Below are 24,331 nucleotides of genomic sequence, written 5' to 3' on the forward strand. Positions count from 1 at the left end.
TAATTATTTCAGTGCATTCAGCGCGCTGTCATAATCCGGCTCTTCGGTAATTTCGCCGACGAGCTGGCTGTAAATCACATTATCTTTCTCATCCAGCACCACAACCGCACGGGCGCACAGACCGGCTAACGGGCCGCTGCCAATTCCGACACCGTAATTTTCACGGAACTCAGGATCACGCAGAGTGGAGAGCATCACGACATTTTCAATGCCTTCCGCACCGCAGAAACGAGCCTGAGCGAAAGGCAGATCAGCGGAGATACATAAAACAACGGCATTACTGAGTTTTGCTGCTGTTTCATTAAATTTACGCACAGAGGTCGCGCACACACCGGTATCCACACTCGGGAAAATGTTGAGGATTTTACGTTTTCCGGCATACGTGGCGAGGGTGGCATCGGACAGCTCACCGGTCACTAAGCTGAATGGTGCGGCTTTTGCACCAACTTGCGGGAAAGAACCATAAACCCGTACATCATTACCCTGAAGTTTTACAGTATTAGTCATATTTTTTATCCTTTTAATGAAGCCCATAATTGTTTATTTAAAAATAGCAGACAGGTGTTTTTACATCGAATACCGTCCATTAAAATGTAATATTCGATTGTTGTGTTTCGGTAATCATCGGATAATCTATCGGTTTACTATTTTTAATACAAGGCGTCCGTTATGCTCATGCCGGCAAATTTATCACGTACCGCATTTCTTGCTGGTGCGGTGTTCACCTTTTCTTCTCTGTTCTGTGCCATGGCGGCGGTGATCCCCGCCGGAACAGAGCTGGCAAAAGAGCAATCTGTTTATCGTCATCTGAAAGACGAACCTGCATCACTTGATCCGGTAAAGGCGGTCGGGCTGACAGAAGCACAGCTCCTGCGTGACTTATTTGAAGGGCTGACCAGTCAGGATGCAGGAGGAAACCCTGTTCCCGGAGTGGCTTTCTCCTGGGAAACAAATAACAATCTGGTCTGGACATTTCATCTGCGCAAAGATGCGCAGTGGTCAGACGGCACACCTGTCACCGCACAGGACTTTGTTTACAGCTGGCAGCGTTTGGTTGACCCGAAAAGTCTTTCAACATTCGCCTGGTTCGCGCCTCTTGCCGGTATTAATAATGCGCAGGCGATTATCGACGGCAAAATGGCACCCGCCACACTCGGTGCGGAAGCTATTGATCCGCACACATTGCGCATTACGCTGGACAGACCCGTACCTTATTTCCCGAATTTAGCGGCAAACTTCAGCCTTTTCCCGGTAAATCGTGCGACAATAGAGAAATATGGTGATAACTGGGTCCGCGCCGGGCATCTGGTCGGAAACGGTGCATTTGTCCTGCACGAGCGGGTGGTGAATGAAAAAATTGTTCTGACACCGAACCCGCATTACTGGGATAGCAAACACACAGTACTGACATCCGTTACCTTTGTGCCGATTAATCATGAATCTCAGGCAACAAAGCGCTATCTTGCCGGTGATTTGGATATCACTGAATCTTTCCCGAAAAATCAGTATCAGAAGCTGAAAAAATCGATACCGGATCAGATTTATATCCCGGATCAGCTCGGTACCTATTATTACGCCTTTAATACACAGCGCGCGCCGACCAATGATCCGCGTGTGCGTCAGGCGCTTTCCATGACTATCGACCGCGCGGTGATTGCTGAAAAAGTCCTTGGCACAGGCGAAAAACCGGCATGGCGTTTTACACCGGACGTCACTGCCGGGTTTACCCCGGAACCGGGCCGTTATCAGAAATTCAGCCAGAGCGAACTGGACAGCCAGGCAAAAACGCTGATGGCGGCTGCCGGTTATGGTCCGCATAATCCGATGAAACTTTCCTTACTGTATAACAGCTCAGAAAATCATCAGAAAATTGCCATTGCGGTCGGATCGATGTGGAAGAAAAAGCTGGGCGTGGAAGTCAGGCTGGTGAACCAGGAGTGGAAAACTTACATTGACAGCCGTAATACCGGGGATTTTGATGTGATCCGCGCATCCTGGGTTGGCGATTATAATGAGCCGTCGACCTTCCTGTCGCTGCTGAGCAGTATTCACACCGGCAATATTTCACGGTATCACAGCAAAAAATATGATGAATTACTGAAAACCGCGACGCTGGAAACCGATGATGAAGCCCGCAATGCAGATTATAACGAAGCTGAAAAACTGCTGGCGGAAGATACCCCGATAGCACCCATCTATCAGTACACCAATGGCCGCCTGATCAAACCGTGGTTGAAAGGGTATCCGGTTAATAATCCGGAAGATGTGGCGTACAGCCATAATCTCTATATTATTAAGCATTAAGCCTGCCTCCTGTCATTTCCCCGCAGGGAGCGGGGGAATGCGGCAGAACATCGGAGGAGAAACATATGGGTGCATTGTACGGATCTGCTTTTCAGGGAACCGATCCTATTTACAGGATTCAGCTTGACGGAGAAGGGGGCTGTATTCCTGTTGATGTCAATGCGGTTGCCGGACAAAAGCAGCCGATGTGGGCGCATCTGGACTATCTTATTGCCAATAATCAGCGCTGGCTGCGCGAAACTGACCTGCTGCCGGTGCTGGCGCAGGAAGGACTGACCAATGATGTAATCCGCCCGCGGATTGTCAGAATCGGAGAGGCAGCGCTTATCACGCTGCAAACCATTAATAATAACGAGGGTGACAGACCGGATCAGCTCGTGGCGTTCCGTATCTGGATAAGCAGCAATTATATTATTTCGACCCGCCACCGGAAAGTACACTCTATCCAGACGATTCAGGATGATTTGCTGAAAGGAGAAGGCGCGAAAAATACCGGCGAATGGCTGGCGGAAGCGGCATTCTGTATTACAGATGAAGTCGCGGATTTTATTGAAGATCTGCATGATAAGCTGATCGACATGGAAGATGCGATACTCGAACCTCGTATTCCGGCACGGGGAGAGCTGGCACTGCTGCGCAAGCAATTAATTGTCCTGCGCCGTTATATGGCACCGCAGCGGGATGTGTTTGCCAGGTTGGCATCAGAGCGCTACGTCTGGCTCTCAGATGAGGATCGTCATCAACTGACAGACGTCAGCGACCGGCTCGGACGGATTATTGATGATATTGATTCCTGTATTGCGCGCACCTCGGTTATTTCAGATGAAATAACTAACATGATGGCCGATGCCATGAACCGGCGCACTTATACTATGTCATTGCTGGCAATGGTTTTTTTGCCGACAACGTTTCTGACCGGCTTGTTTGGTGTTAATCTCGGCGGAATTCCGGGCGGAGATTTTCCGTTTGCATTCAGTTTGTTCTGTGTAGGACTGGCGGGTGTGATAGGCTTTGTTGCCTGGTGGTTACGCAAGAGTAACTGGTTGTAAAAACGCGTAATTTTATATGATTTAACGTACCGGACTTGAGCTATATCAAGAAACAGCGGCGTCAGTTAGGGCACTATTAGTCCCGCAGGTGAATACAACGTTGAGCGATGAACGTTGTGCTCCATAATTGTAGTTTTTCTCATATTGAATTCTTATACAGAATATTGACCATTATCATGCCGGTGTATTTATACATCGGTTTTTTTTTGCCTGAATTTTGCATCCGTTCTGACCGGCAAAAAACGCTCACAGGGAGCGCTTTTTCAGGATTGACCGTACAGGCTTATTTCACTTCCACCACATCCAGACGGTGTTCTGTAAAGTCTGAGCTTTCATCGTCATCAACCATCCAAACGGGTTGCGATGGCAGTGTTTCCCTGTCAAACGCCAAATCGCCGCCATCCACCACATCACTGCCCTGATGAATTGATTTGAAATCAAATAATTCTGTATCACATAAATGTGATGGTACAACATTCTGTGTGGCTGTGAACATGGTTTCAATGCGGCCCGGATACCTTTTGTCCCAGTCACGCAGCAGATCTTTAATTATCTGGCGCTGTAAATTCGGCTGTGAACCGCATAAATTACACGGAATAATCGGGAATCCTTTTGCTTCGGAGAAATGTTCAATATCTTTTTCGCGGCAATACGCCAGCGGGCGGATAACAATGTGTTTGCCGTTATCACTCATCAGTTTCGGTGGCATACCTTTGAGTTTGCCGCCAAAAAACATATTCAGGAACAGTGTCTGTAAAATATCATCCCTGTGATGTCCGAGGGCAATTTTTGTCGCGCCAAGCTCGGTAGCGGTGCGGTATAAAATACCACGGCGCAGGCGTGAACAGAGGGAACAGGTCGTTTTACCTTCAGGGATTTTCTCTTTCACAATCCCGTACGTGTTCTCTTCCACGATTTTATATTCAACACCGAGGTTTTCCAGATATTCCGGCAGAATATGACCGGGAAAGCCCGGTTGTTTCTGATCCAGGTTTACCGCGATCAGTGAAAAACTGATGGGTGCGCTCTGTTGCAGACTCTGTAAAACAGAAAGCAGGGTATAGCTGTCTTTGCCGCCGGAGAGACAAACCATAATGCGGTCGCCATCTTCAATCATATTAAAATCGGCGATGGCTTTACCGGTATGGCTGCGTAAGCGTTTCTGCAATTTATTAATATTGTGCTGATCTTTTGGTGTATTCATGTCTTACTGTTTCTTTACTGTTTTGTGTTGTTTTGCAGACTGACAGATAAAAATGACAGGCTATCTGCGGCAAAGAGTCTGAGAGAAAGATGCAATGATAGCAGATAGGCGGGGTCTTCTGATACGCGCCGGTAAAAAAGACTCATTTTACCGGCTGTCGGTGTGCGCAAAAATCCGGAGGCACGCTGTATTGCAATAAGGGATTTTCCCTGCGGTGTTCATTTCTTTCTGTTTTCATTATTAACTAATTGAAAGCAGGCTAATATAATCAATCTCCCCCGGGCACAGAGAGGGTGGTTATTAATATTACAAAATTCTAACGGAACATAATACCTTCAAGTGGAATAACACAGCATGATTTTGCACTAATAAATAAGGTGAACCCTCTGCCCCCGCTTGGATGCATACTTGTTATAGTAATATTTGCAGTACCTGTCTCATCGGTTATAACTTTCTCAGCAGATAATATCATTGGGGGTTGTGCTATGAATACTATTTCTTGTCCGGCTACGGGAAGATCGTTGTCAGGGCGGGTTAACGTAATACTGAATTTATTTTTATCTATACCGTTAGCAATGGCATTATTGGTTACCAGTGAATATGTTGGATTCAGTAAAATAAATTCTATACGTGTGTCCGCACTATTTCCGTTGGGAAGTGTTGCTACTATGATATTTGCCAGTATTGACTTGGATACAATCGTTGTTTTTGCTTTACCATTAATATCGGTGGTGACATCCGGGGTAATAACCTGACTAAATGAGCTTCGTGCTTTGAAATTAACGTTAATACCTTCAATAGGTAATCCGCTATTATCGGTTACCGTTGCTTCCACTTCATCAGTATCTATGCCGTCTTTAATCGCATTATCTCTGGTCGTTTTCATGCTTACCCGTGCCCGGCTGATATCTGATACAAATGTGACATTAACCGATTTACTTGTTCCGCCGGAAAGGGATGCAATGACCTGAGTACTTCCTGCGGTCATGTTTGTTAATGTGGCGACAGCCAGACCATCGCTCCCGGTTGTTCCGGTGACTGTTGTCACCCGCGCACCATTATTTGCGCTGAATATGACTTTCTGTCCGGCGAGGGTATTTCCATTGCGGTCGGTTACTTTTGCGACGACTTCATTCACTGAATAACCATCAGCGGTAGCGCCATCTGTGGTTACCTGTAAATCACCATCTGCAATAGTGGCATTCCTGTCATCAGCAATTATCTGCACGACTTCCTGCAAATTACCTATTTTCACTGTATTTAAATAGGGTATTACCGTATATGAACCAGGTAATGTTCCTTTAAACGTGGCACTATAAATTCCTGCGGAATTTTCAGTAATACGGCTGAGACTGACTTTACCTGAATTTAGTTCATTACCCAGACTATCCTTAATAATAAAAGTAAGCTGACTGCTCAACTGACTAATGGCATTTCCATTAGTATCTTTGGCAGCAAAAATCAATATACTATTTTCGATATTATCAGCTCTTATTATTAAGGGGCTGGCTGTAAATGTTGAGTTATTTTCTGACGGAGTGGCTTCTTTGATAAATACGCGGGCAGATATCAGGGATATATGTTGTGCAACCGGGGTAACCGTAATCGTTTCTGCCTGAGTACCCGCTGTAACGACAGCCGTATAATGACCGGCGCTTTGCCTGATAAAATCAGAAACAGTGGCCACATTCCGGTAACCGGATAATTGGTGATTTACCTTAGCCATGATGTCAGATGCCGGAATATCAACAGGCTGGCCTTGCTTATCTCTGATTATTAATGTCAGCGGTTGTGTACTTTTGCCGTCAGCTGACAAATGACTCTCTTCTGGTGTCAGGGTGCTTTGGGTAATACTGACCGTATTTTGAATAACACTAATTCGTGTCTGAGTTTGATTGGAGCGGTTTCCTTCTGTATCAACAGCAACGGCATTTACAGTATAATAATTTTTTTCAGTGTTGGTGAAATTATAAACAGGCAATACTACACTATAATGAGTGGTATCCTCTTTGATTATATGTCCGCCGGCAGCTAATAAGCCGGGTCCTGAAATCTCAATGTATTTTACAGGTCGGGTGCTGGTTACGGAGAGCTGTAATGACTTCTTTTCATTCGTATATCCGTTTATTCTATCCGTCGCCTGCAACCGTATCGTATCGTTTCTCTTGTATTCAAGAATAATATTATTATTGCGGTCAACTAATTTATAGCGACTTCCGTTTAATGTTCTTAATTGTGCAACGGCATCCGGATTAATTTGTTGTATCCATAAAACGCCGGGCTGATAATTTATTTCAAAGCCGAACCGGGTATCATTCTCCCGGTTTTTACCTTGCCGGTGTTCTGTACTTACAGTAAATAAAGGAACCGGCGTATAATTTACACCAGCGGTAATCGCATCAGGATTTCGCTGACGGTTATCTTTACCAAATAAGCCAACTTCCTGACCATAAAACTGCTCATAGACCAGCTTTCCGCCAAGATGAGGATATAAGGGGAGATACCCTTCAGCACGGATATCCCAACCATTTGCCGGGCGTTCACGATAATTCGCTACATCAGGAGAATCTTTCCACTGACTTATACGAAAATAACCATTTGTACTTAATGTCAGATAATCCTTGCCATATTCTGTGCCGATACCGAACCGGGTATTATTATGGGACCAGTCGTAATCCCAGAATATATTTCCACCGGTCATGGATGTATCATTAAAGTGCCGCCAGCCCATCCCCAGGTTTGCCTGATTACGTTCATCTGTCCGGTGAATACTGTTCTGAACAAAGAATAAATTATCTTTCTTTTCCCATAACGGGAAAAGAAAATCAATTTTTGAGTTTTTCAACGAAAAATAACGGTCAATATTTAACTGAACCCGCGCATAGCCGATTGCATTCAGCCGGGACTCAATATCTGCATTAATTTGGCGGGTAACCAGTGAATTAGCATATTCACCTGCCGCTCCGGCTGAATCGGGTTGCTGCATAAATTGCCCTGCCCGGCGGGCATAATCAGCCCATTCATTATCCGGATTTTTATCCGGAAAATTATAGGCAAATGCAACGGTTTCTGATGCAGTTTTATGGGTGGGTAATAGCCATTTTTTATCAGATAAAGGTGTCACAGTATCAGTATTATTATTAATTAAATTAATGGTTCCTGATCGGCGGGTATCCGGGTTAAAAGGTGGCGCCAAAGAATCACTTTGAGGGGATTGGTTGTAATCATTTGATATATCTGTTGCTTTAGTCGGCTCTCTGATAGCGGAAGTATTATTTGATTCAGCAATTGCAGATGTAATACAGGTTAAAAAAACAAAAAATAACTGAACAATTAAGTTTAACGATGTGGTGTGTTTAACAGTATTTATAATGGATGCTCTTTTCATATGAAGTGGTTTCACGATAAGTAACAAGCACACGCTCATTTTGGACGAATTTCTATATGTAAGGAAGTGAATTACAATATTTATAAATTTTTAAGCGGTTTTTATAACTTATAATGAGTATTAATACTACTTTAAATAAAATGAGCTATGTCAAAAAATGAAATTTATTCCTGTTGGGAATACTCTTAAAATTTTGTTTTTAAACAAGTAACATGTGTTTTTTAATGCAAATTAAGACTAATCCTAAATCCATTTGTCGCTTGTTTGTTATCGGGCATCAGGGGGGTACCCACAGATATTTCGTTTTGTTCATCTGTTAACTCCGGTTGAGTTACCGGGGGATCGGATTGATGAGGGAAAAGGCTTTCGGGCGGGGGACACTGATAAAATAATTAGTAATACATTGCATCCATCATAACCACCCGCGGAGCGGGTGGTTATAGTCCGAAAAATGAAATGGGTGGTTGGCAACTGTGCTTATTGTGTTTTTTGTCCGTCAGCTGTGCTTTTGCATGATGGTACTGAACGTTTTAATGACTAAAAGATTACCGTTTTTGAGTGCAGTATAGTTTTCTTTTTGTTCTGTTCCGGCATATTTGCGAATCTCTGTATCCAGGTATGCGATGAGGTCTGCTTTGCAATCTTTATTTGTTTTATCTAAAGCAACCAGACTGGTAGTATGGTCTTTGTTATCGTCGATAAATCGTTGAATAAGTGATTTATCTGTTGCCCAGTCAAAATACTGATTAATCGTAATGGTCCGTTTTAATCCACTTAATTTCATGACCATCAGGGTCAGTTTAGAACATGCGGAATACACGGATTTATTGCTGACAGACATAATTACCTCGTTACCAAAATCAGACTCATTTATGCAGAGAAGAAGATTTACAGCATTTAATCTTTTTTTGCAGGCGGAACATTCTGAATATTGCACAAAATGAATTAAATATACGAGTCAGGCAGGTATTACTACATACAACAGTGTGTTTATTCATCATTGGCTTACAAAATTCCGGCACTTTATGTCGGAACTTTTTGCCCGCTTTACACTCTGAATCGGGTACGGTCTGTTTATAAGGGAAAGCAAATGCATATACCCTTATTCATTCAAACTACAGGTTCGTTGGCTGCGGTCAGCCAGCCGAGTCACATACTTGTGTATGCTCCCCGTCTGGCTTCCCTTGCCGCCTTCCTGTATCTTGAATGACGTTGGGTATAGAATAATATTAAGTATTCTGGTGCCGGTGGTAATCGCAGGATGTTCAGCATCAGAACACACAGACAGTGATGCCGGAAGTAAAAAAAATGATCCTTATGAAAACAGTACAGTAAATACAATCAGAGAAAACCAGGCTGTTTATAAAGAACAACAGAGAATGAAAGGTATTTATTAATGTTTTTGAAATTGATAAATGATAATGATTGCCGGGTGTTACAACCGGATCCTGTTTCAGGAGACGACTGATGGCAGAGCCGGAAAATAACGGTGAATACTTTGATACCTGTTTTGACAAACAGGAATTGAGTTATCAACATTATTCAGATGTGGTGTTTGAATGTTGCAAATTCATTAATTGTGATTTTACATCAGCGGTTTTCTCACAATGCAAATTTTTGAATTGTCAGTTTGATGCATGTAATTTAAGTCTGACTAATGTTCCCGGTAGCCGGTTTTCGGTGGTTGAATTTACGGAATGTAAACTTGTCGGAATTGACTGGACAAAAGGCTATTGGCCTGCGTTTGACTTTTATTCCCAACTGAGCTTTAAAGAGTGTATTTTAGACAGCTGCAACTTCTTTGACTTAAAATTACATGAATCTCATTTTGAAACATGCAGAATACATGATGCGGACTTCAGAAATGCAGAACTCTGTAAATCTTTTATACAAGATTGTGACTTATCAAACAGTTTGTTTATGCATACAAACCTGGAAAATACAGATTTGACCGGCAGCCATTCATTTAATATTGATATCCGGCAAAATAAAGTTACAAACGCAACATTTTCAAGAATTGAAGCATTAGAACTACTGAGAGGATTGGATATTCAGCTGGTTGACTAAATATTCATCACAGACATTTCTATGATGTTCATCCGGTTTACAGACCTGTATATTAGTATGAGTACGGCACAGTGACTTCATTAAATCTGATTTTACTCAGAAGTCAGTTGCCGGGCTTCAGGTCTCTTACCGGTCTTTGGTATGATCCGTATTAAGTGGCTCAATGTACATTAGGGTGAGGTATGCGAAAGTTTATTATATCAGGAATTATGGCTGTATTACTGTCCGGCTGTGCAGGCTCAGGAAGCAATACACCGGATGCACCTTACGGATTTAAATGGGGTCAGACACCGGAAGAATTAAGTGAACTGAATCTTAATGAGCTGGATTGTACCCGGACCAGTGACGGCGGGAAATTATGCAGCTCACTGGAATCGCCGGATATTAAAAAACAATTTTTTATGACGGTTTTTTCACCGGAAGGGAACGGACTCAGCGGAATATCCCGTTTCGGACTCTGGAGCCGTGATCAGGCGGTGCTTCTCAGTGAATATGATAAAATTAATGCTGAGATGGAAGCGCAATATGGTCAGCCGGACGGTATCAATGAAGAATATGACCGGAATACGCCTTTCCTTGAAAAAATAGCCAAAGGAAAAATAGGGCAATTTAAGCGCAAATATGAAAAAGATGGCGTGGAGATCGTTGTTGGTGTGGTCAGTAATGCCAATCTGGTGCGGATCACTGATGAAAACGATCTGACATACACCGTGCTGACAATGTATACCCTGAAATAATCCGGTTACAGATAAACAGGATACAAAATGCAGTACTGTTTTATTTCAGCATCCTGTTTTCTGCCGGAATGATGGCTGATTTGTCGGCTTATTATTAATTATCAGAATACGGTGGCAGGTAAAAAGAGTGTGATCCATTTCGCTTAATGTTATTCGTTGCTGATTTTTGATACAGCAAAAAATGACCCTGTGTTATCCCTTTTATCAGTATTTTTTTAAAAAAAGGGGTTTCCTATGAAATTGATTAACCGTTATACCCTGATTGCACTGGCAGTCGGCGCATTGACACTGAATATTGCCACTGTAAATGCGCAAACTATTCCACTGAATACATCAGCAGCACCGCAGGTTGTTACAAAATCACAGACATTACAGCAGGGACAATGGGACAGTGCTAATAAACAGCGCCTGGATGCGATGCTGGCAAAAGCGGGGAAATCGCCTGCTCATACGTATTATGCCGTATTTGATTTTGATAATACGACAGCATTTCTGGATATTGAAGAAGCGGCAATGATTTTTCAGCTTGAAAATCTATTATTTGCTATGACACCACAAGAGCTGAAAACCGTTATTTTTAAAGATATTCCTGCGACAGATTTTGAGGCTGAATTTAACAATAAAGAAGGGAGGCCGGTTAATATTAAAAAAGTGGGAGCTGATATTCTCGAAAGCTACCAGTGGCTGTATGAGAATGCTGATACACTCAATGGAAATAAACCGCTTTCTGAAATAAAAAAATCCCCGCATTATCAAAACTTCATTACCAAAATGCGCTATTTATATGCGGCTATCGGCGGAACATTTCAGCATGAAGTCTCTTATCCGTGGGTAACCTATTTATTTAAGAATATGACGCCTGAACAGGTCGCTGACATAACAGAAAAAACCATTGCATGGCAACAAACTCAGCCGGTAGAAAGCGTCACGTGGCAAAGCCCTGAATCGTTACAGGGTTTGGCTGGTGTGGTCGATATTTCCTGGCATAACGGCTTTCGTTTAGTACCTGAAATGCAAGATCTCTATCAGGTATTACAAAAATCCGGCATTGATGTTTATGTTATTTCAGCCTCAAACCTTGAGGTGGTTAAATCTGTTGTGACACAGACGCCGTATCTTGTTCCTGACTCTCAGGTTTTCGCGATGCATTTATTACGTACAAAAGAGAATAAATTGACCGCGGATTTAGACCCTGTCTATCCGCAGACTCAGGGAAAAGGAAAAACAGAGACTATTCGCCAGTTTATTCAGGCTAAATATGCAGGAAAAGGGCCTCTGTTAGTTGCCGGAGACAGTGAAGGTGATCAAAATATGATGTCTGATTTTCCGGATACCGAGGTTGTGCTGATTATTAATCGTCTGCGTTCACCTGATTCCATTATCGGAAAATTGTCACAACAGGCAGTCAGTGAATACGGAAAAAAAGAGGCAAAAGTATTATTGCAGGGGCGTAATGATAATACAGGTGTATTTGTGCCGTCACAGCTACATACGCCATTAGGTGAAAAAGAAGGTCGGGCAGTAAAATAATGATAGTTCTGTAATAACAGGGCTGTAAATTAAGGAAACACTGATAACCGGGACCCTGAATAAACATTAATATGGATTTTTATTGATAAAATCAGGGATTGAAAAGGATATGGATAAGTATATTGTGTGTTATGAAGGTCTTGGTCTGACAGGATCGGTTTTATTGCGTAGCCAGATTGCAATCAATGCGGATATTAATAATACAGATACAGAAAAATTTCTGACAATGTTTAATACTGCTGCAATTAATGATGCAACAGCCAATGATGTCAATATTGCCCGTTTTGTTATTGTGAATATCTGCAAGTTATAAATTAAGTGGTAAATAACGATATACGGCAGCAGTGCCGCCGTATATCGCCGTATCTGTTATAATACCAGGGTATGAGTTACAGCACAGTTTTCTACAAACGCATCATCATGACTGACTAATAATAATGCGCCCTTGTAACTGCGTAATACACCTTCAAGCAGTAGCTTTGAATCCAGATCCAGATGGTTATCAGGTTCATCCAGCAATAAAATATCCGGCAGTGGCGCAGAGAGCGTTAATGCCAGCAATGTGACTTTCAGTTGTTCACCTCCGCTCAGTTGTGAGAGAGGAATCAGCCCCTTATCCCCCCGTATGCGTAATGCGCCCAGATGTGTGCGCCAGGTTTGTGCTGTAATGATCGCGTCAAATTCGCATAATGCATCAACGACCGACAGCGATTTATTCAGCAGCGCCAGGTGTTGATCAAGATAGCGCCAGTGACCATGCAGAGAATGCTGACCGGATGCGGCGGCTGACTGATGAGTCAGTACTTTCAGCAAGGTAGACTTCCCGCAGCCGTTACGCCCTGCAATATGCCAGCGCTCTCCGCCGGAAATCGTCAGTGAAACCGGCTGTTGTGAGCCGAACGGCAGAACCAGGTTATGTGCATTCACCCGGATCCGCTTTTGATAATCCTGATAGTTAAATGCCAGCATTTGCGGCGTTATCCGTTGTATTTGGTCATTTACGGCGCGCCGCTGGTCATCCAGTTGCCCCATCACCCTTTCATGGCGCTGTGTGATAGCTGACTGTTGTTTTTCCGCCTTATTTTTTTTCATATCCAGTAAAAGTGCGGAAGATGAACCGGATGAACGCACTTGTTCTCCCTGGCGGCGGCGTTGTGCTTTTTTCTCCAGCGTGCGCTGTAGCTCGTCTTTTTCTTTACGTGCCTTGGTTTGCAACTGCTTTTCTTCACTTTGTAACGCATTAAGCTGAAAGGCTTTTTGTTCAGCAAAGTGATTGTAATTGCCGCCATATTCATCCAGTGACGACGGGGTCAGTTCAAAAATACGGTGCATATCATTAAGTAACCGCCGGTCATGGCTGATAACTAATGCCCCGGCCGGATGCTGAAGAAGCTGCTCACTCAGCCAGCGGCGACCGGCGCTGTCCAGATGGTTTCCCGGTTCATCGAGCAATAAAAACGTATCTGGTTGCAAAAAAGCACAGCAGAGCGCCAGCCGGGTTTGCTCACCGCCGCTGAGTTGTGCTGATGGCATATCGGACGAAAACTGACCCAGTTGTGCGCTTTCCAGCAATGATTGAAGACGGTGAGGGAAATCCCATTTATCGGACAGAAGATCATAATCATCAGCGGTGGCGGTGCCGTTTTCGGCACGCCGGAAAGCCGCCTGAATATGGCTGTTCCCTAACGCATCAGCCAGTGTCACACCGGGCAGCCGTGTCAGTTGCGGAACATAATGGAAAGGTGTCTGCCAGCTGACCGTACCGGTTGTCGGTGGACGAAGTTGTGCGAGCAGGGACATCAGCACGGATTTCCCCCGGCCGTTGTTGCCGGTCAGTCCCTGAACCTGATGTGTTAATGTACCGCTGATATTCTCAAACAGCGGGGTGTCGTTAAAAACGACAGATAAGTGTGAAAAATGGCAATGAACAGGCATAAGTAAGCTCCTGAAATATTCAGGGCAGGCGATTATGCGAAATTCAGATAAGATAAAAAATAATGAGGATAGCTGCCTGCCCAATATCAACAAATCGCATCAGTAAGATACGGACGATATTGTGGTTACGTACAGGCATTAAATCATGTCAGCTGACATCCTCGGGGGAAATAGAATCGCAGTTATAATGTCAAAGAAATAACGGGATGTATATCCTTATTCACTCAAACTGCAGGTTCGTTGGTTACGCTCAGATAGCCGCCTTCCTGCATTCCGAATGACGTTGGGTATAAACTTGCGGGCAAAATTGCGCCACAGGATATTTTTATCCTTTTTTCTGCAACGCCATTATACTGCGGATCTGATTTAATCATAAATACAGAATGACAGGTTTTTCTATGAATGGTTTTTTATGGCTGATTCTGGCTGTGGGCTCAGAAGTGATCGCAACCTCCATGCTGCGGGCAGCGGACGGATTCACCCGGCTTATTCCGTCAGTAATAGTGGTAATTGGCTATTGTGTGTCATTTTTTGCGCTCTCTCAGGTGGTCCGTGTAATGCCGCTGGGGATCGCTTATGCAATATGGTCAGGGTTGGGGATTGTTATTGTCTCCGTGGCCGCTTACTTTATTTATCAGCAGAAACTGGATTTACCTGCAATTACCGGGATGGCTCTCATTATTGCGGGTGTGTTAGTGATAAATTTATTCTCCAAAAGCAGCGGTCATTAGCACCGGTGATGGGATGTGGGGCAAAACAGAATGAAATCAGCAGATTTTTATCACGCCGGTCGGTGGGTCCTGCGCGCAATGTTTATCGGCGCAATAGGATTACTGGCGGCATGCAGTCAGTCAACGGAAACGGTGCAGCAAAAGCAGGTTCTGCGTTATCAGCAACCACTGACAGATTTAACGGAAGATGCCCGTGCATCATGCAGTTATGCAGGCGGAACACCGTCGCTTATTCATGAACTGAACGGCGCGCAGTCATCGGTTTGTCAGTTTGCCAACGGAAAGCGCTGTAATGAACGGGCGCTGCTTTCCGGCAGTTGCGGTTCTGTACTGTGATATCTGATGTATTACGGGCTAAATACCCGGGAGTCGTCGCCTGGCCGTTTGGTGATTCACCGGAGCTGGCGGATGAACTGGCAGCACTGGTTATTTACGGACAAAAAAGAGCAACCTGTTCTTCCCTGAATAGTTTTATACAGGAAGGGGTTAAACCGGAGATTGGCGGATACAGTATTATTCTTAATGGCGCAAATGTGCCGGTTTGTGTTATCCGCACTATATCAATGCAGCTTGTCCGCTTTTGTGATGTTACACCCGCTATAGCAGCAGCCGAGGGAGAGGGAGATTTAAGTCTTTCTTTCTGGCAGAGAGAACATCAGGCATATTTTACGCGGGAAGGGTTTTTCTCGCCGGAGATGGAATTGATTTTCGAGGAATTCACGCTGATTGACGTGCTGTGATCGCGCGTGTTCTGCAAAAAATATCCGCGTCCTGCATGGCGCGGATATTTTTTTGAATGACGTATATATACCCGTTATCCGAACAGGTTGCGGCGTTTTTTCTTATGGATAAACTGAGATAACAACACCAGCGCGCTGATAATCAGATACACCGCAAAAATCCCGATCAGCCATTGCGGCATGTCCAGTTTCAGAAATACCCATTGCTGAATTGAACAATCACCCGACGCTTCGAAAACCGCCGGCAGCCACTCATTGAGCGGGAGCCATTCCGGGAAATTCACAAAGAAATCACAGGTATTGAAAGGTGACGGATAGAGCTGGATCATGGTGTGTTCCCATGCCAGTTGTAACCCGACTATCCCGCTGTAAATCCATAACGCGACAGCAATCCAGCGGATGAGCGCGGTACGCGGTGCCACCCAGCCGAGGAAGCCGGCAAACGCAATACCCAGCACGGCAATACGTTCATAAATACACATCACACACGGTTGTAATCCCATCCCGTGTTGAAAGAACAGGGCGATACCGTCGAGTGCCAGCGCGGAGATCATCAGTAAAAACCAGGCACTGCGACCCCGGGAACACTCATAAAGGTAAGTCAGCATAATATTATCCGTATTATCCGGTAAATGAATGAATAGACTAACGTTACGAATGAATGTACGACAAAAAGTACAGCGACGCATCTCTTTTCCGCATCAGCCCGGTGTGGAAATGAAAAAACCGGAATAACAGCGTTATTCCGGTTAGTTTAGTGTAATGCATCTGTTACGGCAGCGTAATTATACCCTGACCCGCCATCCATTCTGAAACCGGCACCAGCCACAGCTCGATACCAAAGAAACCGACAAGGGTCATCACAATGGTATAAGGCAGCGCCATCATCACCATTTTCCCGTAGGAAAGGCGGATAAGCGGCGCCAGTGCTGAGGTCAGCAGGAACAGGAATGCAGCCTGACCATTCGGGGTTGCCACTGACGGCAGATTTGTCCCGGTATTGATAGCAACGGCGAGGTATTCATACTGTGTATAGGAAACCAGTCCTTCCTTCATAGCGGTCATTGCTTCATTAATATAGACGGTTCCGACAAAGACATTATCGGAAACGGCTGAGAGCAGTCCGTTGAACAGGTAAAAGAGCGAAAGCTGTGAGGAGGGGTCAGAACTGAGAACAAACTGAATAAACGGCGTAAACAGTTTCTGATCAACAATCACCGCGACAACAGAGAAAAAGACAGTCAGCAGCGCGGTAAACGGCAGCGCTTCCTCAAAGGCTTCACCCAGAGCATGCTCTTCCGTGATCCCGCAAAAAGCCGTTGTCAGGATGATAACAGACAACCCGATAAGCCCGACTTCGGCGAGATGAAATGCCAGTGCGAAAATCAGCCAGAGGCCGATAATGCCCTGAACAATCAGCTGCATTTTTTCCTGTTTGCTCCGGTGTGCGGCAGATTTTTGTGCATTATCTTCAAGTACGGCTCTGACCCGTTCCGGTAACTCTGCACCATAACCAAACAATCTGAAACGTTCGACCAGATAACAGACCAGTAAACCGCAAAAAAAGACCGGGATCGTCACCGGTGCCATGCGCAGGAAGAAACTAACAAAATCCCATCCGGCATGTTTGGCAATAATCAGGTTCTGCGGTTCACCCACCATGGTCATCACACCGCCCAGTGCCGTACCGATACCGGCATGCATCATCAGGCTGCGTAAAAACGCGCGGAACTGTTCCAGTGTCTGTTTTTTCTCTGCGCTGTCGATAAAATGATCATCACTGAGGGGTAACATCTCTTTTTGTGAAGAGGCATACTGATGAAAAATCGCATAAAACCCGACAGAAACGCTGATAACAACAGCGATCACTGTCAGTGCATCGAGAAAGGCAGATAAAAAGGCACTGGCAAGACAGAACGCCAGGGAAAGTGCCCGTTTTGAGCGGATAGTTAACAACATTTTCGTGAACAGAAACAGCAGCAGCTGCTTCATAAAGTAGATACCGGCGACCATAAAAATCAGCAATAAAATAACTTCAAGGTTATTCATTATTTCATGGCTGATTTGATCGGGAGACGTCATCCCGATGATAACCGCTTCTATCGCCAGTAAACCACCCGGTTGCAGAGGGTAGCACTTGAGCGCCATCGCGAGCGTAAAGATAAACTCAATAACTAATAACCAGCCCGCTGTAAACGGGTCGATAAGAAAGTAAACAATCGGATTTATTATTAAAAACGAAATAATAGCAAGCTTGTACCAGTCAGGTGAATGACCCATAAAGTTTTTCAGGAAGGCTTGCCGCATTGACATTTCCATTATTGCTGTGTGTCCTCCATAGGGATTGCAGGGAAAAGCAGCATGAAGATATGCAGTATTTTATACTACGCCGGTATTCTGAATTTATTAAGGATTTAAATCAACTGATCTGCGTGTGAACACACACTGTTGTTATTTATGACCTGATTCACTCTTTCGCATGGTCATTGCTATATCGCGGCACTACATTCTGTTATCATCCCCGCCATTGGAAAATTAATTATTTGCGTCGGATGAAGTCAGCTATGGTAATCAAAGCGCAGAGCCCTGCGGGGTTTGCAGAAGAGTATATTATTGAAAGCATCTGGAATAATCGTTTTCCGCCCGGTTCCATTTTACCTGCAGAACGTGAGTTATCAGAACTTATCGGTGTGACCCGTACCACCTTGCGTGAAGTATTACAGCGCCTTGCCAGAGATGGCTGGTTGACTATTCAGCACGGAAAACCCACTAAAATTAACAATTTTTGGGAAACCTCCGGTCTTAATATTCTGGAAACCATCGCCCGTCTGGATCATGAAAGTGCGCCGGAACTGATTGAAAACCTGCTGGCAGCCCGGACAAATATTGCCTCTATTTTTATCCGCACTGCGTTTCGCCATAATCCTGAGAAATCACTGGAAGTCCTCGGACAGGATTCTGTACCGGAGGATAACCCGGCCGCATTCAGTCAGTATGATTATGATGTATTCCGCGGTCTGGCATTTGCCTCCGGAAACCCTATTTACGGTTTGATTTTCAACGGATTGAAAGGGCTGTACACCAGAGTCGGACGGTTTTATTTTGCCAGCCCGCAAGCACGTAAACTGGCACTGAATTTTTATCAGCAGCTCATTACGTTATGCAGTGAAAAAGCCTATGACAGTGTGCTTGACTGTGTCCGCCATTACGGCAAAGAGAGCGGGCTTATCTGGCAGACCATGCAGAGCGAAATCGCACAGGATCTGAATCCGCAGACACGCTGATTACCTGCATATATAATCTGAAAAATCGGCTCAGGCCGGTTTTTTGCCGTCAGTGTCTGAAATCCCTTTCGCGTTACATGACAACCGGAAAATTCTGTGTATCTCTCTTACTCCACGGTAAAAAACATCTCCTGTTTCACTCTCTGTTATTCCACACCCAGCGATCTCCCGCATTGAGTGGCTCATATCGGTAAGGTGGGTGGGTAATAACATATTGTTTTTTAATAAAATAAAACCATTTCCGGATAAGAAAATAAATTAATTAATAATTGCATTGATGAAAAAACACGCTGTTTTGTGACTGACTGCAAAGAAACCAATATATTCCGCGCTGAGTGGATGCGGCTATGTTGGCAAAATGTTTCTGAAATATTATGCTGGTGATAACGTCAATTTAACAAAAGGCGGCAATATGAACATTGTCATCCTGGGAAGTGGTGTTATCGGTGTCACAACAGCCTGGTATCTCTCGCAGAAAGGCCACAATGTGACCGTGATTGACCGGCAGTCTGCCGCAGCCGAAGAGACCAGCTTTGGCAATGCCGGACAAATTTCACCCGGCTACGCAACACCATGGGGCGCGCCCGGCATTCCTCTGAAAGCGGTAAAATGGATGTTTGAAAAGCATGCGCCGCTGGCAATTCGTCCGGATGGTTCCTTATTTCAGTTACGCTGGATGTGGCAGATGCTGCGCAATTGCGGTGCTGATTATTACGTGATGAACAAAAGCCGCATGGTTCGTATTGCCGAATACAGCCGGGACTGTCTGCAAACCCTGCGGGCAGAAACCGGTATTCAGTATGAGGGGCGGTCTGGCGGCACATTGCAACTGTTCCGTACACAGAAACAGCTGGATAATGCCGCCAATGACATCGCCGTCCTGACGCAGGAAGGTGTGCCTTACCGGTTACTGAGTGCCGGTGAAATTCACGAGGCAGAGCCTGCGCTGGCGCATGTGGAGCACAAGCTCAGCGGCGGTTTACAATTACCGAATGATGAAACAGGCGATTGTAATTTATTCACTAAACGCCTGGCGGAAATGGCGCGGCAGGCGGGGGTGAAATTTCGTTTCGGCGTGAATATTCACCGGCTTCAGTACAGCGGTGATCGCGTCAGCGGTGTTATTTGTGATGAAGAAGTGATCACCGGCGACCAGTATGTGGTTGCACTCGGCTCTTACTCAACTCAGTTGTTACGCGGTCACATTTCAGTGCCGGTTTATCCGCTCAAGGGCTATTCACTGACCATGCCGATAGCCGATGTCAGCCGTGCGCCTGTCTCTACCGTGCTGGACGAAACATACAAAATTGCCGTGACGCGCTTTGATGAACGTATCCGTGTCGGAGGCATGGCGGAAGTCACCGGGTTTAATCTGGATATTGTGAAACGGCGCTGTGAAACACTGAAAATGGTGGTGCAGGATCTTTACGGCGGCGGCGGGGATATTGCAAAAGCGACATTCTGGACAGGATTGCGCCCGATGACACCGGACGGCACACCGATTGTTGGTCCGACGGCATATAAAAATCTGTTCCTTAATACCGGACACGGCACACTCGGCTGGACGATGGCCTGCGGCAGCGGGCAACTTCTGGCGGATATTATGACCGGACACCAGACCGCTATCCGCGCAGATGACCTGGCGGTTTCCCGCTACCTGAACGGGTTTAAAACAAAGCTGGTTATTCCGCAGCAGTTGCATACTGCATAACATAATATACCCGACGTCATTCAAGATGCAGCCAACGAACCTGCAGTTTGAATGAATAAGGTTATTAACAGAACAGGAGCCCGCTATCTTATGCCGCGTCCGATACAGGCAGTTATTCATAATGATGCCATCCGCCATAACCTGGCGCAGGTAAGCCGTATTGTCAGCCCGTCCCGGGTGTGGGCGGTGGTCAAAGCGGATGCCTATGGTCATGGTATTGAACGGATCCTCCCTGCACTGGCTGAGGCGGACGGTATTGCGCTGCTGGATTTTGCAGACGCGGTCACGCTGCGGGAGCGGGGCTGGCAGAAACCCATTCTGTTGCTGGAAGGTTTTTTTCAGCCACAGGATCTGGTGCTGATTGACCATTATCAGTTATCAACATCGGTACACAGTGACTGGCAGTTAAAGGCAATTGAAGATACTTCACTTATTCATCCGTTGAATGTTTATCTCAAGTTGAACAGTGGCATGAACCGGCTGGGTTTTTCTCCCGCATCTTATCTGAATGCACTCCAGCGTCTGAAAATAGTGCCGCAGGTGCATAATATTACACTGATGAGCCATTTTTCTGATGCCGATCTGACCGCCGGTATTCATCAGCAGATGTCACGCATTGCATTATTCAGTTCACTGAATCTGCCACATTGTCTGGCTAATTCAGCGGCTGCACTGTGGGAGCCGGATACGCGGGGTGATGAAGTCCGCTGCGGAATTATTCTTTACGGGGCATCGCCCTCCGGAAATTATGCGGATATTGCAGAGTTTGCACTGAAGCCGGCGATGACACTGCGAAGTAAAATTATTGCCGTTCATCATATTGCTGCCGGAGATACAGTCGGTTACGGCAGCCGGTTTACCGCGGATAAACCCATGCGCATTGCCACTATTGCCTGCGGCTATGCAGATGGTTATCCCCGCCATGCGCCGGACGGCACACCGGTATGGATTGAAGGGCAGCGCTGCCCGCTGGCAGGGCGTATTTCCATGGATATGCTGACGGTTGATATCTCTGAGTGCCCGTCTGCGGATATCGGCACGCCGGCGGAGCTGTGGGGGAGATATCTGCCGGTGGATGAAGTTGCCATGCACGCGGAAACCATCGGCTATGAATTACTGACGGCGCTGGCACGGCGGGTACCGGTCGTAGCAACTGACTGATTTCAGGCATACCTGCAGTTTGAATAAATAAGGGTATAAATTCCGCTTTTTTCTGATCTGGCTAAATAACCCGTACATCTGACCGCAGTACACTATGTCGGTTGAAATCAGTGTGTCGGTTGAAATCAGTCTGGAGTGTTTTATGATTGCGGGTGTGGCAATACGGGTTAAAGGTAAAGTTCAGGGAGTCGGGTTTCGTCCGGCTGTCTGGCAGATAGCGCATCAGATGGCGCTGTGTGGTGATGTCAGTAATGACAGCGAAGGGGTGCTTGTTCACCTGTTAAAAAGTGCCGATGTTGCCGGGTTTATTGACCGGTTGCAGGCACAGTGCCCGCCACTGGCGCGGATAGATAGTATTGAGCAGCACGATTATACTTTTGCACAGCATCCGGCAGCCTTTGTTATCTGTGCCAGCGGGCGTGGTGAGATGGACACAGAAGTCATTCCGGATGCCGCCACCTGTGACGCCTGCCGTGCAGAATTATTTGACCCGCAAAACCGCCGCTACCGTTATCCGTTTATAAATTGCACCCATTGCGGACCGCGTTTCACTATTATCCGCAGCATGCCGTACGACCGCCCCAATACCGCGATGTCTGTTTTCCCGTTTTGTCCGGTATGTCAGAAAGAGTATGAAAACCCCGGCGACCGGCGCTTTCATGCGCAACCTAATGCCTGCCCTGACTGCGGACCACAAATCTGGCTGACGGATGCACATCAGCAGGTACTGATGCGTTATGATGATGCAATCACTGAGAGTATCAGACAACTGCATAACGGCAATATTCTGGCTATGCAGGGGCTTGGCGGTTTTCATCTTGCTGTTGATGCACAAAACAATGATGCGGTCGCGAAATTGCGGGCGCGCAAACACCGCCCGGCGAAACCGTTTGCCGTGATGATCCCCTCAGTCGACTGGCTGACAGCCTGTCTGGGACACGAGCCTGATGCGGCGCTGGTAACATTATTAAAAAGCCCGGCAGCACCGATTGTGTTGATTGAGGAACCACGGCTGTTCGCTGCATTATCACCGCTGATAGCACCGAATTTGTGTGAAATCGGCATTATGTTACCGTCTAATCCGTTGCAGCATCTGCTGCTGCATGACAGTCAGCGCCCGTTGGTGATGACATCCGGAAATGCATCCGGTCATACGCCGGCACTTGATAGCACCACAGCGTTTGAACAACTTGATACGATTGCTGATGTTTTTCTGCTGCATAACCGCGAAATCATTCAGCGTGCAGATGACTCCCTTGTTCGTTATCAGAAAGACGGCAACCAGATGCTGCGCCGGGCTCGGGGCTATGTGCCGGATACGATCGATATCAGTGCAGTGACCGGCAGAGAAACGCCGTCAATACTGGCGTTGGGGGGGGATCTGAAAAATGCGTTTTGTTTTCTGCATCATCACCAGCTGATTACCGGCCCCCATCTTGGTGATCTTGATGACCTTTCCGTGCAGGCGCAACAGGAGGCATCACTGGCACTGTTTCAGCAGATTTATCAGGTGCGCCCTCAGGCAGTCGCTGTGGATGCGCATCCCGGGTATGTCAGCCATAAAACCGGAATGGCGCTTGCCGCAGCCTGGCAGGTACCGTTTATACCTGTGTATCATCATCATGCCCATATTGCTGCCTGTCTGGCAGAGCACGGCTGGCGGCAGGAGGATGGCGTGGTTGTCGGTATTGCACTGGATGGTCTCGGGTTTGGTGCAGACAATCAGCTGTGGGGCGGCGAAGTTCTGGCAGGGGATTACCGCAACATGATCCGCACCGGCGGTCTGCCCGCCGTGAGCTTACCGGGCGGAGACAGAGCGGCGACACAACCGTGGCGTAATTTGCTGGCGCACCTGCATTATGGCGGGTTATCTGCGGACTCACCGTTGTCCGCCTGTTTGCCTGAACAGGGGTGTGAATTGCTGATAAAAGCCATTGAACAGGGAATTAATTCACCCCGCGTATCATCCTGCGGACGGTTGTTCGATGCGGTTGCCTGTGCGCTGGGGCTGACTTCCGGCTCGGTAAGCTGGGAAGGTGAAGCCGCCTGTGCATTAGAAACACATGCGTTACAGTGTCACAAATTTAGTAAGGTGGAGACAATGGGATCGTTGCCGGTCGATCCGGATAATACTATCAATTTGCTTCCTCTCTGGCTGATGCTCGCGGATGATTCGCTGACCTCTGCGGAAAAAGCCTTCAGTTTTCATGTCATGCTGGCCAATACCTTTGCAAAACTGGCAGATAAAGCCGCAGAACAGTATCAGACTAAGACAGTCGTTCTTTCCGGCGGGGTATTTAATAACCGGTTATTACGTAGCTTTATTAAAGCAGGATTAACTCACCGGCACGTTCTTGAACCCCGCCAGCTTCCGTGCGGGGATGGCGGAATAGCGGCAGGACAGGCGGTCATTGCGGCACTAAGCGGTTTTCAGCCATGTTAACGGCACGTTTTGATACAGTAAATATTTGTAATTTTAATCATTACTGA

Annotated in this window: 20 protein-coding genes; 13 read left to right on the forward strand and 7 right to left on the reverse strand. The window is 46.1% G+C overall.

The window, feature by feature from the left end:
- Nucleotides 1-3: 3 nt before the first annotated feature.
- A complete protein-coding gene (tpx, locus tag ACMHKJ_RS00835; RefSeq protein WP_413491590.1) occupies nucleotides 4-507 on the reverse strand; it encodes a thiol peroxidase in 504 nt (167 codons plus the stop codon).
- 162 nt (nucleotides 508-669) lie between these two features.
- On the opposite strand from tpx, the gene ACMHKJ_RS00840 reads away from it, so the two are divergent.
- Together ACMHKJ_RS00840 and zntB are read left to right on the forward strand one after the other, a co-directional pair.
- On the forward strand, nucleotides 670-2,304 hold the full coding sequence (locus tag ACMHKJ_RS00840) for a peptide ABC transporter substrate-binding protein (protein WP_413491591.1): 1,635 nt from the start codon (nucleotides 670-672) through the stop codon (nucleotides 2,302-2,304).
- 65 nt (nucleotides 2,305-2,369) lie between these two features.
- A complete protein-coding gene (gene zntB / locus ACMHKJ_RS00845; protein WP_413491592.1) occupies nucleotides 2,370-3,353 on the forward strand; it encodes a zinc transporter ZntB in 984 nt (327 codons plus the stop codon).
- 283 nt (nucleotides 3,354-3,636) lie between these two features.
- Here zntB and ttcA read toward each other — a convergent pair whose 3' ends face one another.
- The 3 genes from ttcA to ACMHKJ_RS00860 form a co-directional block, all read right to left on the reverse strand.
- Nucleotides 3,637-4,557: a tRNA 2-thiocytidine(32) synthetase TtcA gene (gene ttcA, locus ACMHKJ_RS00850; protein WP_413491593.1), complete on the reverse strand. Its 921-nt coding sequence runs from the start codon at nucleotides 4,555-4,557 to the stop codon at nucleotides 3,637-3,639.
- 316 nt (nucleotides 4,558-4,873) lie between these two features.
- Nucleotides 4,874-7,681, reverse strand: a complete 2,808-nt coding sequence (locus ACMHKJ_RS00855; RefSeq protein WP_413491594.1) for an inverse autotransporter beta domain-containing protein — start codon at nucleotides 7,679-7,681, stop codon at nucleotides 4,874-4,876.
- A gap of 760 nt (nucleotides 7,682-8,441) precedes the next feature.
- Complete coding sequence (locus ACMHKJ_RS00860; RefSeq protein WP_413491595.1) at nucleotides 8,442-8,786, reverse strand: hypothetical protein; 345 nt, start codon at nucleotides 8,784-8,786, stop codon at nucleotides 8,442-8,444.
- A 626-nt stretch (nucleotides 8,787-9,412) separates the two neighbouring features.
- Between ACMHKJ_RS00860 and ACMHKJ_RS00865 the strand changes: the two genes are divergently transcribed.
- From ACMHKJ_RS00865 to ACMHKJ_RS00880, 4 genes are all read left to right on the forward strand, one after another.
- Nucleotides 9,413-10,012, forward strand: coding sequence for a pentapeptide repeat-containing protein (locus tag ACMHKJ_RS00865; RefSeq protein WP_413491596.1), 600 nt, complete (start codon nucleotides 9,413-9,415; stop codon nucleotides 10,010-10,012).
- Between the two features lie 209 nt (nucleotides 10,013-10,221).
- Nucleotides 10,222-10,749, forward strand: coding sequence for a hypothetical protein (locus ACMHKJ_RS00870; RefSeq protein ID WP_413491598.1), 528 nt, complete (start codon nucleotides 10,222-10,224; stop codon nucleotides 10,747-10,749).
- A gap of 234 nt (nucleotides 10,750-10,983) precedes the next feature.
- Nucleotides 10,984-12,279 (forward strand): HAD family hydrolase, encoded by a 1,296-nt coding sequence (locus tag ACMHKJ_RS00875; RefSeq protein ID WP_413491599.1) that lies wholly within the window; start codon nucleotides 10,984-10,986, stop codon nucleotides 12,277-12,279.
- 109 nt (nucleotides 12,280-12,388) lie between these two features.
- Nucleotides 12,389-12,592 (forward strand): hypothetical protein, encoded by a 204-nt coding sequence (locus ACMHKJ_RS00880; protein ID WP_413491600.1) that lies wholly within the window; start codon nucleotides 12,389-12,391, stop codon nucleotides 12,590-12,592.
- 56 nt (nucleotides 12,593-12,648) lie between these two features.
- Here the strand turns inward: ACMHKJ_RS00880 and ACMHKJ_RS00885 are convergent, their stop codons facing one another.
- Nucleotides 12,649-14,214 (reverse strand): ATP-binding cassette domain-containing protein, encoded by a 1,566-nt coding sequence (locus ACMHKJ_RS00885; RefSeq protein WP_413491601.1) that lies wholly within the window; start codon nucleotides 14,212-14,214, stop codon nucleotides 12,649-12,651.
- Between the two features lie 398 nt (nucleotides 14,215-14,612).
- Between ACMHKJ_RS00885 and ACMHKJ_RS00890 the strand changes: the two genes are divergently transcribed.
- Genes ACMHKJ_RS00890 through ACMHKJ_RS00900 form a run of 3 tightly spaced genes read left to right on the forward strand, consistent with a single transcriptional unit; the run spans nucleotide 14,613 to nucleotide 15,685 of the window.
- Complete coding sequence (locus ACMHKJ_RS00890; protein ID WP_067420691.1) at nucleotides 14,613-14,945, forward strand: SMR family transporter; 333 nt, start codon at nucleotides 14,613-14,615, stop codon at nucleotides 14,943-14,945.
- Between the two features lie 30 nt (nucleotides 14,946-14,975).
- Nucleotides 14,976-15,281 carry a putative hemolysin gene (locus tag ACMHKJ_RS00895; RefSeq protein ID WP_413491602.1) on the forward strand — a complete coding sequence of 102 codons (306 nt, stop codon included), beginning with the start codon at nucleotides 14,976-14,978 and terminating at the stop codon, nucleotides 15,279-15,281.
- Nucleotides 15,281-15,685 carry an ASCH domain-containing protein gene (locus ACMHKJ_RS00900; RefSeq protein ID WP_413492091.1) on the forward strand — a complete coding sequence of 135 codons (405 nt, stop codon included), beginning with the start codon at nucleotides 15,281-15,283 and terminating at the stop codon, nucleotides 15,683-15,685. The genes ACMHKJ_RS00895 and ACMHKJ_RS00900 overlap by 1 nt, the downstream gene beginning before the upstream one ends.
- A gap of 74 nt (nucleotides 15,686-15,759) precedes the next feature.
- Here the strand turns inward: ACMHKJ_RS00900 and dsbB are convergent, their stop codons facing one another.
- Both dsbB and nhaB read right to left on the reverse strand, forming a co-directional pair.
- A complete protein-coding gene (gene dsbB / locus ACMHKJ_RS00905) occupies nucleotides 15,760-16,293 on the reverse strand; it encodes a disulfide bond formation protein DsbB (RefSeq protein ID WP_413491603.1) in 534 nt (177 codons plus the stop codon).
- A 163-nt stretch (nucleotides 16,294-16,456) separates the two neighbouring features.
- The gene (gene nhaB / locus ACMHKJ_RS00910; protein ID WP_413491604.1) at nucleotides 16,457-18,004 is read right to left on the reverse strand and encodes a sodium/proton antiporter NhaB; all 1,548 of its coding nucleotides are present in this window, start codon (nucleotides 18,002-18,004) and stop codon (nucleotides 16,457-16,459) included.
- Nucleotides 18,005-18,249: 245 nt separating this feature from the next.
- Here nhaB and fadR point away from each other — a divergent pair, with 245 nt between their 5' ends.
- From fadR to hypF, 4 genes are all read left to right on the forward strand, one after another.
- Nucleotides 18,250-18,969: a fatty acid metabolism transcriptional regulator FadR gene (gene fadR / locus ACMHKJ_RS00915; RefSeq protein WP_413491605.1), complete on the forward strand. Its 720-nt coding sequence runs from the start codon at nucleotides 18,250-18,252 to the stop codon at nucleotides 18,967-18,969.
- 412 nt (nucleotides 18,970-19,381) lie between these two features.
- Entirely contained in the window at nucleotides 19,382-20,680 is a 1,299-nt protein-coding gene (locus ACMHKJ_RS00920) for a D-amino acid dehydrogenase (protein ID WP_413491606.1), read from the forward strand.
- A gap of 90 nt (nucleotides 20,681-20,770) precedes the next feature.
- A complete protein-coding gene (gene alr, locus ACMHKJ_RS00925) occupies nucleotides 20,771-21,841 on the forward strand; it encodes an alanine racemase (protein WP_413491607.1) in 1,071 nt (356 codons plus the stop codon).
- A gap of 142 nt (nucleotides 21,842-21,983) precedes the next feature.
- Nucleotides 21,984-24,284 carry a carbamoyltransferase HypF gene (gene hypF / locus ACMHKJ_RS00930; protein WP_413492092.1) on the forward strand — a complete coding sequence of 767 codons (2,301 nt, stop codon included), beginning with the start codon at nucleotides 21,984-21,986 and terminating at the stop codon, nucleotides 24,282-24,284.
- Nucleotides 24,285-24,331: the final 47 nt, after the last annotated feature.

Origin of the sequence: Morganella psychrotolerans (assembly GCF_965118875.1) — a bacterium.
GTDB lineage: Bacteria > Pseudomonadota > Gammaproteobacteria > Enterobacterales > Enterobacteriaceae > Morganella > Morganella psychrotolerans_C.